General features: G+C 43.9%; 12 protein-coding genes. 8 read left to right on the top strand and 4 right to left on the bottom strand.

Features of this window, described 5'->3' with window-relative positions; translation table 11 throughout:
- Window positions 1-187 precede the first annotated feature (187 nt).
- The gene (purU, locus tag DXK30_RS04170) at window positions 188-1,108 is read left to right on the top strand and encodes a formyltetrahydrofolate deformylase (RefSeq protein ID WP_227670811.1); all 921 of its coding nucleotides are present in this window, start codon (window positions 188-190) and stop codon (window positions 1,106-1,108) included.
- An 85-nt stretch (window positions 1,109-1,193) separates the two neighbouring features.
- Here purU and DXK30_RS04165 read toward each other — a convergent pair whose 3' ends face one another.
- A complete protein-coding gene (locus tag DXK30_RS04165; protein ID WP_201507838.1) occupies window positions 1,194-1,985 on the bottom strand; it encodes a cytochrome C assembly family protein in 792 nt (263 codons plus the stop codon).
- A 425-nt stretch (window positions 1,986-2,410) separates the two neighbouring features.
- Here DXK30_RS04165 and ffh point away from each other — a divergent pair, with 425 nt between their 5' ends.
- From ffh to DXK30_RS04130, 7 genes are all read left to right on the top strand, one after another.
- Window positions 2,411-3,964, top strand: a complete 1,554-nt coding sequence (ffh, locus tag DXK30_RS04160; protein WP_114700580.1) for a signal recognition particle protein — start codon at window positions 2,411-2,413, stop codon at window positions 3,962-3,964.
- A 270-nt stretch (window positions 3,965-4,234) separates the two neighbouring features.
- Window positions 4,235-4,936: a tRNA (adenosine(37)-N6)-threonylcarbamoyltransferase complex dimerization subunit type 1 TsaB gene (gene tsaB, locus DXK30_RS04155; protein ID WP_114700579.1), complete on the top strand. Its 702-nt coding sequence runs from the start codon at window positions 4,235-4,237 to the stop codon at window positions 4,934-4,936.
- A gap of 158 nt (window positions 4,937-5,094) precedes the next feature.
- Complete coding sequence (locus DXK30_RS04150) at window positions 5,095-5,937, top strand: undecaprenyl-diphosphate phosphatase (RefSeq protein ID WP_114700578.1); 843 nt, start codon at window positions 5,095-5,097, stop codon at window positions 5,935-5,937.
- A 100-nt stretch (window positions 5,938-6,037) separates the two neighbouring features.
- Window positions 6,038-6,919 carry a class I SAM-dependent methyltransferase gene (locus tag DXK30_RS04145; RefSeq protein ID WP_390178021.1) on the top strand — a complete coding sequence of 294 codons (882 nt, stop codon included), beginning with the start codon at window positions 6,038-6,040 and terminating at the stop codon, window positions 6,917-6,919.
- Window positions 6,920-7,010: 91 nt separating this feature from the next.
- Window positions 7,011-7,253, top strand: a complete 243-nt coding sequence (locus DXK30_RS04140; protein WP_114700576.1) for a hypothetical protein — start codon at window positions 7,011-7,013, stop codon at window positions 7,251-7,253.
- 129 nt (window positions 7,254-7,382) lie between these two features.
- Window positions 7,383-8,300: a 4-hydroxybenzoate octaprenyltransferase gene (gene ubiA, locus DXK30_RS04135; protein WP_114700575.1), complete on the top strand. Its 918-nt coding sequence runs from the start codon at window positions 7,383-7,385 to the stop codon at window positions 8,298-8,300.
- Entirely contained in the window at window positions 8,293-8,970 is a 678-nt protein-coding gene (locus DXK30_RS04130; RefSeq protein WP_114700574.1) for a DUF4112 domain-containing protein, read from the top strand. The genes ubiA and DXK30_RS04130 overlap by 8 nt, the downstream gene beginning before the upstream one ends.
- A 150-nt stretch (window positions 8,971-9,120) precedes the next feature.
- Here the strand turns inward: DXK30_RS04130 and DXK30_RS04125 are convergent, their stop codons facing one another.
- The 3 genes from DXK30_RS04125 to mnmD all read right to left on the bottom strand — a co-directional run bounded on the left by DXK30_RS04125 (window position 9,121) and on the right by mnmD (window position 12,435).
- Window positions 9,121-9,765: a hypothetical protein gene (locus DXK30_RS04125; protein ID WP_114700573.1), complete on the bottom strand. Its 645-nt coding sequence runs from the start codon at window positions 9,763-9,765 to the stop codon at window positions 9,121-9,123.
- Window positions 9,766-9,847: 82 nt separating this feature from the next.
- Entirely contained in the window at window positions 9,848-10,282 is a 435-nt protein-coding gene (locus DXK30_RS04120; RefSeq protein ID WP_114700572.1) for a secondary thiamine-phosphate synthase enzyme YjbQ, read from the bottom strand.
- Window positions 10,283-10,383: 101 nt separating this feature from the next.
- A complete protein-coding gene (gene mnmD / locus DXK30_RS04115) occupies window positions 10,384-12,435 on the bottom strand; it encodes a tRNA (5-methylaminomethyl-2-thiouridine)(34)-methyltransferase MnmD (RefSeq protein ID WP_114700571.1) in 2,052 nt (683 codons plus the stop codon).
- Between the last annotated feature and the right edge of the window lie 79 nt (window positions 12,436-12,514).

Here is a 12,514-nt window from a genome sequence, read left to right as displayed (position 1 = left end):
AGCAAAACCCCCAACCCTATGTTGGGGGTTTTTGTGTTATATCTACTCAAACATATAAATCACCTTAAATAACCAAAAACAATCAACTCGCTCAGCAAAGTATTGCAAAAAAGATTAAAATAACCGGTTTACTACGCTGTCAGCAATTTTTCAGCGATAAGTCATCATTTTTTATATTGGGCGAATTATGTCAGACAACACTAAAACGGTTTCATTATCGACCATAGCTTCTCAGAGCAAACAGACACCTAGTGCTATCGATACAGCCACGTTGCTCATCAAATGCAAAGATCAGGCAGGTATCGTACAGGCAGTCTCTGAATTTATTCATCGTTATGGCGCTAATATCATTACACTTGATCAGTATTCAACGGCGCATGAAGGCGGTCAATATTTCATGCGTTTAGAGTTTGCCTTGGCAGGATTAAGCGATATTATCGAGAATTTTGAAGCCAGCTTTGCGCATACGGTTGCCAAGCGTCACGATATGGATTGGCGTCTACATAATAATGCAACGAAGACCAAGGTCGGTATTTTGGTATCTAAGTTTGATCATGCATTGTTAGATCTATTATGGCGACATCAGCGTGGACTGCTCGATTGCGAGATTACTTGCGTGGTCAGCAACCATCCTGATTTAAAGCAAGCAGTACAGAATTTTGGCATTACTTTCCATCATGTGCCAGTGACCAAAGACAATAAGGCAGAGGCAGAAGAGCAGATTCATAAGTTAATGGCAGGTAACGACTTGCTAGTATTGGCGCGCTATATGCAGATTTTGTCATCAGATTTTGTCAAACGTTGGCCGATGCAGATTATTAATATTCATCATTCATTCTTACCTGCGTTTGTGGGTGCAGATCCTTATCGTCAAGCTTATGACAAAGGTGTTAAGCTTATCGGCGCAACTGCGCACTATGTCACAGCTGAGCTTGATCAAGGGCCTATCATCGAGCAGGACGTACACCGTGTGACGCATCGCCAAGGAGTGACCGAGCTGCGTGCTATCGGCCGTGATATCGAACGCAACGTATTAGCACGTGCCGTAAACTGGCATGTGCAAAACCGTGTGATTGTGGCGGGCAATAAGACAGTCGTATTTAACTAAGAAAAATGAGTAGTGAGTCGGCTAATAATATAAAAACGGCGGTCAGTAGCAACAGTTACTGACCGCCTTTTTATGATGTGATATTTTATAGGAGCATTTCTAAGACGAACTTGCTACCAACAAAGCCAATCGCTAATAGGATAAAGGCATAAATAGTGATGTTGGCCGCACGTTTGCCTCGCCAGCCTGCACGCCAGTTACCGAATAGTAGTACACCAAATAATAACCACGACAGTAGACTAAAAACAGTCTTATGCACAATATGTTGTGCCATCAAATCTTGCACATATATAAATCCAATCCCCAGTGCGATACTGAGCAATACAAAGCCTACTAACAGCATATCGAATAATAAACTCTCCATACTTTGCAAGGAGGGTAGTTTATTGACCCAAAAGCGATGAATGGTATGATGCTTGAGCTCACGTATTTGTAGACGTAGAAATAGCGCTTGTACCGCAGCCATCAACAGCACACAATAGGCAGCCAATGATAATATGATATGGATTTCAAGCCCGATACTGACATCCGTTAGTGGTTGATAAGGGGCGCGGCCGACATAACCGACCGTCATACCTATTAGCGCAGTGGGTGCAGCCAAAATACCAAGACTAAGAATAGGGCGGTATAAACAGAACAACAGATAAAAGAATAAGAAAAATAAACTGGTCAGACTGATTATATTGAATAAGTTGAAATTCAAACCATACAGCGTCACAACATATGGATATAGCAGTGCCGCATGTGCCGCCATACCGATGAGCAACAAGCCCAAACTGAGGCTTTTGTGGATAGGTTTGTCCTGAACCAGCGCCCAACCAATATGGATGCTGACTAAGATATAAGCCATGCTAGCAAGTAAGAATGCAAGGTGCACAGATAAAAAGCCTCATCTTATACTGAGCATAAACTGCCGCTCAATGTGTCGCTAAAGTGGTATTATCAGAATGATTAGAATAATCGTCCAATTTATCATAAAATGGGTGCCAATTGAGCACCATCTTGCTTATAACTTATAAATGATCGGTAGTGCTGCATAGCGCAAAACATAAAATATGTCATCTGTAAAAAGTTAACTACAATTATAAGCGCTGTGTCCTTTGCGAAACGACTATAAGTTTTGAGCCATGTTAATGCTATAGTATTGATAATATAATTCTTTTATCATGTCCCTTGTCATGCAATATCCTAATATCTTATAGCGTATCCTAATATTATTTACGAACCATTTTAATGGTTTGATTTAGAGTTATTTTAATTGCGTATTATTTAATTGAAAACCATTTTAATTGAGAGTTATTTATGTTTGATACCTTAACAGAACGCTTATCGTCGAGCCTACGTAACATCGTCGGTACCGGACAGTTGACCGAAGACAATATCAAAGACACGTTACGTGAAGTGCGTATGGCGTTGTTAGAAGCCGATGTAGCACTACCTGTCACTCGTGATTTTGTAAAACGCGTAAAAGAACAAGCGCTTGGTGCTGAGGTGCTAAAAGAGTTAGCGCCAGGTCAAGCGTTTGTCAAAATCGTACACGACGAGCTGACCGAAATGATGGGCAGCGCCAATCAGCAGCTAGAGATGACAGGTAAACCACCCGTTGTCTATTTGCTAGCAGGTTTGCAAGGTGCGGGTAAAACGACTACAGCAGGTAAGTTGGCCAAATATTTACAAGAGCGTCAAAAGAAAAAAGTCATGCTAGTCTCTGCCGACGTTTATCGTCCAGCAGCTATCAAACAGCTTGAGCAAGTAGCCGGTCAGGTGAATGCTAAGTTTGTGAACTCAAGCACAGATGAGAATCCAATCGATATCGCAAAGCGTGCGATTGAAGAAGCCAAAATCCAATATCAAGATATTCTGATCATTGATACCGCTGGTCGTCTACATATCGACGACACCATGATGGATGAGATTAAGGCGCTAACTGCTGCGGTTAACCCATCTGAGACGCTATTCGTCGTCGATGCAATGACGGGTCAAGATGCCGCCAATACCGCAAAAGCCTTTAATGATGCGTTGCCATTGACGGGTGTTATCTTAACCAAGACTGATGGTGATGCTCGCGGCGGTGCGGCGCTTTCTGTACGCGCTATCACCGGTAAGCCAATTAAGTTCTTGGGCCGCGGTGAAAAACTAGACGAGCTAGAGCTGTTCCACCCTGAGCGTATCGCGCAGCGTATCCTTGGTATGGGTGACGTACTGAGTCTAGTCGAAGAAGTTGAGCAGAAAATTGACCGTGATAAAGCCGAAAAAATGGCGAAAAAGATGCAAAAGGGCGGTGACTTCGACCTTGAGGATCTATTGACTCAGTTCCAGCAGATGAAGAGCATGGGCGGTATGGCAGGCTTTTTAGACAAAATGCCTGGTATGGGCGGATCAGATATGCAAAAAGCCGTCGAAGACGCCAAACCAGAAGAAAAAGTACGTGAAATGGAAGCATTGATCAATTCAATGACGCCGTTTGAGCGTAAAAACCCTGACAAGATTAATCCAAGTCGTAAGCGCCGTATCGCTGCAGGTTCAGGCCGTGAGATTCAAGATGTTAACCGTCTGCTCAAGCAACACAAGCAGATGGCAAAAATGATGAAAATGATCTCAAAGCCTGAAGGCATCAGTAAAATGATGAAATCTATGCAAGGGTTGATGGGCGGCGGCGGCGGAGCAGGCGGTGGTGGTCCATTATTTGGCGGTGGCGGTGGCGGTCAGCAAGGCGGCGCTAAAGACGTGAATCCAGAACAAATGGCTAAGCAGATGGGACTGGATCCGAATAACATGCCGAGCACCGAAGAGATGCAAAAGCAAATGCAAGAAATGCAAAACCAAGCACCAAAGAAGTTCAAAACCCGCTTTTAGATAACGACTAGTTATTTTTGAGAAGTTTGATCAAAGCCCCGAAGCCAATGAAGCTTTGGGGCTTTTTATCGTTAGCAGTTGTAGATAAACACTGATGGATAAAGTGTGAAAAATATAGAAATTAATAAAATTCGTGTACCCTAAATGCTATGATAGGCGCTGCTCCATTCTGTCAGTATTCTGATAGTGCATGAACGATAGATCGTTATAAAAAATTAGTAAAATCTGACAAACCCATTTAGAACGCCAAAAGTAAAAGCCGAGGTTGTGATGTTTTTAGCAATGGATACCGTGTTCGACCAGTGTTCGATCGCGATTTTAGATTCGAGCGGACAGGTATTGTCGAGCCATACCGAAACAGGTAAGCGTCAGCAGACTCAACAGATTTTACCGATGATTGATGCTGCATTATCCGAGGCGCAGTTACGTCTTGCTGATATACAGGCTTTGATATTCAATCGAGGGCCAGGTGCGTTTAGTGGTATTCGCATCAATACTGCAGTGGTACAGGCTCTGTCTGTAGCGCATGATTTGCCTTGTGTTGGCGTCTCAAGCCTGCAAGCAATCGCACAATGCGCGTATCAGAAGTATGGGCTGACACATCTATACAGCGCCCTTGATGCTCGTATGCAGCAAGTCTATTTCGGACAGTATGAGTTGGTAACTGACGACCAATTAGGTCAAAGCATTATGCAGCCAGTCTTGGCTGCTGGTAGCGATAGCACTGAGCAGCTATTAGATTATGATAGCCAAACAGAGCTCAACCTGCCTATCGTTGGTAATGGCGCGCCGCTATTGGCACGACATGATCAGCAAGACTGTCATGAAGATGTTTGGCCAGATGCGGTTGTCATCGGACAGCTTGGTATTGCTCAGTTTGCAAACGATGGTGGTACAGAAGCGTCACAGGCATTACCAAAATATCTACGTAATCAAGCTTGGAAAACACTTAAAGAGCAAGGCAAAGCATAGCTTTATAAATATGCTTTTTGCAGCGTCAATTGATAGCAGCCAGCTTTCTAGTGTTTAGCAAGCGCATACCAATATAAAATCAACGTTAATATAGGACAGCCAATCGGTCTGTTTCTAGGCCAGTTTTTTTAGGCCAGTCTGTTTCTAGGAAAGTCACTGTGGATATAGTTTTATTTGTTCAAGCTGTCATCATGGGTATCGTTGAAGGTATCACTGAATTTTTACCCATCTCTAGTACGGGATATTTGATCTTATCAGCAGATGTGATGGGTTTCTGGACTAAAGAAAAAGTTGATTTATTTGTTGTTGTTGTGCAGCTTGGTGCTATTTTGGCAGTGATTTATGACTATTGGGGTAGGTTGTGGCAAGCGCTGATGGGCTTGCTGACTGGCAAAGCAGAGGGCATGACCAATCCTAGACAGCTGGGACTGAGTCTGATTGTCTCTACTATCCCTGTGATGATTGTTGGCTTTACCTTTGCCGATGAAATCAAAGCTTATTTGTTTAATCCTATTGTCGTTGCCATTATGCTCATCATCGGCGGTCTACTGATATTTTACGTGGAAAAGCGTCCTAAAACGGTCATTGCAAAAGAAGCGGAAGATGTCAGTATAAAAACTGCGTTAATGATTGGGCTATTCCAATGTTTAGCTCTAATACCAGGGACATCACGCTCAGGTGCCACGATTATTGGTGCGCTGTGGTTAGGTGTCTCACGTAAGGCTTCTGCTGAGTTTTCTTTCTTTTTGGGTATTCCGGTTATTGTAGGGGCAGCACTGTTGGATTTAGTCAAACATGGTGACGTACTGACCAACAGTGAAGACTGGCTGGTGCTAGGTATTGGAACCATCGTATCATTTGTGGTGGCGCTACTTTGTATCCGCTTACTTGTGGCATGGGTAAGTCGTCGCGACTTTACTATTTTTGCTTGGTTGCGCATTATCACGGGTGTTATCGTGTTGGTCGCCGCTTGGGGCTTTGGTTATCAAATGGCTGGCTAGATTTAGACTGTAGTTTATAATGCTAATGATTTAACAAGCCAGTAATTTATAGTGAAAATAAGCAGCAAATAGGATGATGGTTATGACCGATGTGCCCCAAATGTATGACGAGACAGGTGCTGTTGTACATTGTCAGTTACTCTACGTCAATGACAGCCAGCAAGCACAGGTTGAGAGTCTACAGGCATTGATAGCTGAGCATACATTACCAATCATTTTAGATATTAAAGTCGCTACAGAGAAATTAACTCAAAAGCGCCGTCAGCAATTGAGCCAAGCATCTACTCAGCCCATTCTATTATTAGATGATAAAGATAAGCTATCATGGCTAAGTGATGGGCTTAGTGTGGCACCTGAGTGGGACAAGTTGCAGCGCCGTGTAGTGAGTGCTGGCCGTAAGTCTGAGCTGCTATTACAAGCGGCCAAAATCACATTAGATAGTCATGTTATTGATGCAACCGCTGGCTTTGGGCATGATAGTTTAATATTGGCAAGTACTGGTGCCCAAGTCACTATGCTTGAGCAGCAGCCTTTGATGGCATTGCTGTTACTTGTAGAGCAGCAGCGTATGAGTGCGCTACCCAATTGGCAAAAGCTCATGAGCCGTCTACAGATTATTAATGCTGATGCGCTCAGTTATTTTGCGAATCTAGAAGCAAGCAATGTAATGGATAATGCTACGGCAATCGATGTCGTCTATTTGGATCCGATGTTCCCAGAGGATAGCTATCAAGATAGTAAGACAGGTAAAGGGGCAAAAGTCGGTAAGCATATGCAAGCACTGCATCAACTGGCTCGTCCACCAACGTTAGATGAAGAGCGACAGCTGCTAAGTAGTGCACAGACCGTTGTCAAACAAAGTACGCAAGGTCAAGGTCGCGTGGTCGTAAAGCGTCCACAGTATGCACCGCTGCTTGCTGGTGAGCCTGCGAGTGAAAGCTGGCATAATGAAGCCGTACGCTTTGATGGGTATTTTGTCTGACAGCTGCTGTTTGCGATAACGAATGTACGAGTATAAATGTACGCAAGTTATCAGCTTATATGTTCAAAGTTAATGGATTTAGGAGCAAGGAATGTCAGCGTTAATCATTTGGGTTATGGGTGCAATTCTATTGTTGATTAATATCATGCTGCGTACTCGCATTCTTCGGCTTGAGGCACGGTTAAAAGAGCTGAGCAATCCACAAGAGCAACTGGCATTTTTACGTCAGCAAGCTAAACAAAAAGACAAAGTCCCAGCACTAAAAGCTTTGCGCAAGCAATATCCTGAGCTATCACTGATCGAAGCGAATAAATTGTGGCAACAAATTCAGTAACCAGACCATTAAACTTAGTAATTAGTCCATTAAAACTAAGCAACCAACCCACTCAAAAATTAATTTAGTTGCTCTGAGTTAAATATATAAGCGCGCATAAAAAGTATTCAACAATGATAATAAAAAGCCATGACATTTAAAGACAAGCTACAAGCATACATCCAACTAACCCGTTTTGATAAGCCAGTCGGCATTGAGCTGCTCTTATGGCCAACATTATGGGGCGTACTACTCGCTGCAATGGGTCAAGCGCAGCAGCAAGGAATGACAGCAGCGTTGCCAAGTATCAAAGTATTTGCGATATTTGCCCTTGGTGCAATATTTATGCGAGCGGCTGGTTGTGCGATCAATGACTTTGCGGATCGCAAAGTAGATGGTCATGTGACTCGTACTAAAGGCCGCCCGTTAGCAGATGGACGCTTATCTGGCAAAGAAGCCGTCGCTGCATTCTTAGTACTGGTGCTGTTAAGTGCCAGTCTGCTATTTTTCCTGCCTATAGCTGTATTTTACTGGTCGCTTGGTGCCGTTGTATTGGCGTTTGTTTATCCATTTATGAAACGCTATACCCATCTGCCGCAAGTATTTTTAGCAGCTGCTTTTGGATGGGCGATACCGATGTCTTATGTGGCGGTGCAGGGCGCTCCCGATATTTGGTGCTGGCTGCTATTCTTTGCTTATATGTGCTGGACGGTGGCCTATGATACGCAGTACGCGATGGCCGACCGTGAGGATGATCTCAAGATTGGCGTCAAATCAACAGCGATATTATTTGGCCGCTATGATGTGATTATTATCTCAATCCTACAAATGCTATTTTTGCTCATGATGGGCGCAGCTATGTGGCATTACTTTGCCCCAACAACGCTAGGCGTGACACCCGTATTCGGATTGGCGCTAGTTGCGATGATGTTTACCAAACAAAACAGCGCTTGTGCCAGTCGTAACCCTTTGGCTTGCTTTCAGGCGTTCTTGGCCAATATCTGGGTAGGGCGCTATGTCTTTGCGCTCATCGCAGTTACTTGCATATGGACGACGCTAAATGGATAAGTTCGATAAATTTCCGAAATTCAAATCAAAGAAACCGCCTGATACGAATGCGTCAGTTACGGACTATCAAGCAAAACTTGCCGAACATGGGCTGACTCGCGAGCAAGTTATCGCAACTGAGCGTAAACTGGCAAAATTTGCTAACACCATGGATTCACTAGTACGAGTGCCTTTTACCAAGCAAGGAATGGGTGCGGATGCGGCGCTTTCGACCATCCCACTAGCAGGAGATTTGGCAGGATTGGCATTAACCAGTTATGCATTTATATTAGGACGTCAGTTGGGTGTGCCCGCTCATAAAATGACGCCAGCGGTTAGATTGGCACTTATTGATATGGTCGTTGGTATCGTACCTGGCATTGGTACGCTATTAGATATTTTCATTCGTCCTAGCCGTAAGACACTGGGTATCGTGCACGAGCATCTACACCATGAATATGGTATTACCGAAACCATGCATATGGATCGACCGTTTTTGCACCAGTCACTAGAAGACAAACAACAGCAAAGCCGCTTCGGGTTTTTTTGGCGCAATCCAATCGTTGCTTGGCTGTATTTGCATATCCCTGATTTTCTTGGCCTGCTAGTCATTGTGTTTGTCGGTTGGGGGCTGTGGGCATTGATAAGCTGGTTGGTCGGTATGTTTGGGCAATCGACTGGGTTTGGTTAAATACAATCACTCATAACCCATTAGACAGCTTAGTAGAGACAAGTCAGTAGAGAATAATACACAGAAACGAAAAAGGCGGCAATGATAATAACGTTTGCCGCCTTTTTTATGATTTTAAATCGCGTATTGAAACAAAGGCGACCTCAGACTTTATTCAGTGATGACTTCTGCTTCAGCACTGACGGCATCAAAGCTAGTCACTTTATTATTTCGGATAAGGTCGATAGTGCCGCCACCAGCATGACTGACGAGTTGGATACTGCCGTCAGCTGATTGATAGGTAGGATTATTGCCTTGGCCTTCGGGTGCACTTAATGTCATTTTTGGCTGGTTAGGACGAGTAATGATAGCGTTAAGCATACCAACTGCCGACGTCTCAAAGACCACGGACAAACTCTCACCTGCTGCACTTTTATAACGGACATCAGTGATTTGTGCGCCTTTAATAGCTTGCTCTGGACTAGGTTTTTCAGTGCTATCATTTGCAGTGAGCGTAGTATCACTAAGATCTTTATTTAACTCTGTTAAGCTCATATCAAGTTCTGAATCAGTATCGGTCTGCGCTACATTTTGAGCATCATCTGCATTGCTATTTTCAGATTCATCAACGTTGATATTGGTCGTTACTGGCGTGGTTTGCGTTGAGGTCTCAGCTGTAGTTGTATCAGTTGCTTCAGGTTCTGGATCTTTTTGACAAGCAGTAAGTAGCAACAGACTGAAGAAAATAGCAGGAGCCGTACGATAAAGCAGTTCAGATTTTCTTAAGTCTAGTATTGTTGGGAGAGAAGTATTCATAATCAGCTTTATCCGTTAATAGCGCTCTACGTAGATGTAGCAATTTGCAAGGGTCAACCTGCTATTTATTGACAGTATATTATTACGTATTTACCGTAATCACCAGCTTACGCTGTCCACCATATTCTTGCAGGTTTCTATGCTCACATAAATAAATCCCTTGCCACGTACCCAGTCCTAACTCACCATCGACAAGCGGTATAGTCAAGCTTACCCCAAGCATCATGCTTTTGAGATGCGCTGGCAAGTCGTCTGATCCTTCTAAGGTATGGCGATACTCTGGCTGATCTTCTGGTGCGATTTTATTAAGCCAATCCTCTGTATCTAGTCTGACATCTGGATCAGCATTTTCATTGATTGCAAGACTGGCTGACGTATGCAGCAAAAACAGATGAACCAACCCTACCTTGGCAGAGTGAGGTAGCAGCTGAGAAATCGCTTTTTCAACCTTCGGGGTAATGATATGAATGCCGCGCGCATAGGCGGGTAGAGTAAGGGTGGTTTGGTGATAGCTCATGGGGTATATCTCATTATTAGAGTCGACATCAAATTAAGATATCATAAGACAGTATGAACTATGGGAATCATTGCTGTTATTTACACAAGAGCCATTTATTCTTAAATAAGCGGCGTCTGTAAACGTGTACGATTGGGTGATAAGCGTGCGAGCATCGTCTCTGACAGTGGTGCAAACGATCCTAGCATCATATCTGCTAATGCTTCAGCACAAATAGGTGCTAATGCATAACCTTTTGCGCCCATCGCACTCATTGTCCATATCCGCTGACTATTTGCCAATTGTCCAACGATAGGGTGGTAATCAGGTGTTTGGGTGCGAATGCCGGCTCGGCCTTGCCATAGACTCGTATCTGCCGGAATGACAGATGCCATCTCAGGAATGGCAGTGATGAGCTTATCACGGCTAATATGATGTTCCTCGTCACGTATATCAGTAATTGTGTCATTGCGGATAAAACTCGCGCCAAGCAATAAATAGGGCTTGTCAGCGACGACTGTATTTAACTCGTCATCTCCAGTCTGTGCGTTGAATAGCGCGCAGTAACCACTATATTTAAGCGGTATTTTAGGCAGTTTTGCAAGTTGCTCAACCGTAGGCGTAAACCAAGACAACTGCCCACGAATTTTACGGCAATCAAAAACACGCTCATCCAATTGATGACTCTCAAAAGCCGCGCAAATGACGATATTATCAACAGTCATAGTGACAGTGTTAAGGTTTTCATCAATACCTTCGATACGAACTTGCTGCTCAGTCTCGTTGATTTTAGTCACTTCTAACTGCTGGAAGTGAATGAGCGGATGAGTCAGTATGATGTCTTTTAGTGCTTTTGGATTGACCAGACCAGACTGAGGTAAGTATAAGTTCTCTGATAAGTCCTGGTCTTTTAGGCCACTAGTAATCTGTGCTTGCTCATGCGATAGAGTGGTCGCCATCTCATCAGGATAGTTGGCAATTTGTTCCGTACCGATATTGGCTTTTATAAGTAAATCAAGGGCGCCAGTCAGTTCAAGTACTGGTTCTGTATTAAGCTGTACGGCTGTTTGATTAAGGTCTCGATATAGCCTGCTGCTATGGAGATAGCCGATGGTATGCAGATGCTCATCGACATGGTGAATCGGCGTCATTTTGGGCGCAAGTAACGCTCTAGGATTGCCCGATGCACCTGCCAAGGGCGCTGATTTATCTAATAAGATGACGGTAATACCGCGACTGGCAAGCGACCAAGCTGTGAGCAACCCTGAGACGCCTGCACCAATGACGACAGTATTATCGAATGTGCTGTAAGTCTTTTCCTTCTTCGCATTGTGACTGTTGTTATCGTCAGTAAGGTCACTACTTTCCGCATTGGTCATAATGGCCGTTAGCATTTCTCGCTTTCGACCAAAACCTCTGACTTTTTTAATTTGAAAGCCATGTTGTTTTAGTCCACGCTTGACGATACCTGCACAGCTATAAGTAGCGGCAGTCGTATGAGGGTGGGATAGGCGCTGCATTTGTGCAAAGATACTGTCAGCCCACAAGGTACTGTTACAAGAAGGCGCAAAACCATCTAAAAACCAAGCATCAATATAAGGCGTATGCTGGTTAGAGTGGTCTAATACCAGTTTACTTAGACTTTCTGCTGCATCACCAAGCCACATATCGACAGTTAAGTTATCATGAGAAAAACTTAAACGATGACAGCCTGAAATCAGCGGCGGATATGCAGCCAAAAGTGGCTTAATAAATGCCATTAGCTCAGGCGCGCGCTCACCCCATAGCGCAAGTATCTGCGTCAAATCTGCTAGTGGTATGGGGAATTTTTCAGTAGTAATAAAGTGCAGCCGAGCCGTTGCTAATTGAGGATTGGTTTCACGTAGTTGTCGCCACAATTGCCACGTTGCTAGTAGATTAAGCCCAGTTCCAAAGCCTAGCTCAGCAATCGTAAAGCATTGCTTTGGTGCAAGGTGTGCTAAACGTTCTGGTAACTGATTGTGCTCTAGAAACACGTGACGCGTCTCTGCCAAACCATCCGCATGAGAAAAGTAAACATCCCCAAACTCACCTGATACTGGCACCATATTGCCAGTATCATCCGTTTGCCAGTCAATCTTGGCAGGTGTGATAACGTTTAAATGTTCAGGGTTTTGATGGTTAGCGGTAGACATGAGGCACTTCTTAGAAATATCAGTAACGGTAGCTCAACGATCAATTGTGACGGATCAATGATATCGACATTTGGTCAGA

This window comes from Psychrobacter proteolyticus (genome assembly GCF_003350005.1).
In the GTDB taxonomy this organism is placed as follows: Bacteria; Pseudomonadota; Gammaproteobacteria; order Pseudomonadales; family Moraxellaceae; genus Psychrobacter; species Psychrobacter proteolyticus.
This window is presented reverse-complemented; position numbering and strand designations above follow the sequence as displayed.

Bases quoted from the DNA above. Each gene is read 5' to 3' on its own strand.
- purU (WP_227670811.1), top strand. From the start codon at position 188: ATGTCAGACAACACTAAAACGGTTTCATTATCGACCATAGCTTCTCAG.
- ffh (WP_114700580.1), top strand. From the start codon at position 2,411: ATGTTTGATACCTTAACAGAACGCTTATCGTCGAGCCTACGTAACATC.
- tsaB (WP_114700579.1), top strand. From the start codon at position 4,235: ATGTTTTTAGCAATGGATACCGTGTTCGACCAGTGTTCGATCGCGATT.
- DXK30_RS04145 (WP_390178021.1), top strand. From the start codon at position 6,038: ATGTATGACGAGACAGGTGCTGTTGTACATTGTCAGTTACTCTACGTC.
- DXK30_RS04140 (WP_114700576.1), top strand. From the start codon at position 7,011: ATGTCAGCGTTAATCATTTGGGTTATGGGTGCAATTCTATTGTTGATT.
- ubiA (WP_114700575.1), top strand. From the start codon at position 7,383: ATGACATTTAAAGACAAGCTACAAGCATACATCCAACTAACCCGTTTT.
- DXK30_RS04130 (WP_114700574.1), top strand. From the start codon at position 8,293: ATGGATAAGTTCGATAAATTTCCGAAATTCAAATCAAAGAAACCGCCT.
- DXK30_RS04125 (WP_114700573.1), bottom strand. From the start codon at position 9,765: ATGAATACTTCTCTCCCAACAATACTAGACTTAAGAAAATCTGAACTG.
- DXK30_RS04120 (WP_114700572.1), bottom strand. From the start codon at position 10,282: ATGAGCTATCACCAAACCACCCTTACTCTACCCGCCTATGCGCGCGGC.
- mnmD (WP_114700571.1), bottom strand. From the start codon at position 12,435: ATGTCTACCGCTAACCATCAAAACCCTGAACATTTAAACGTTATCACA.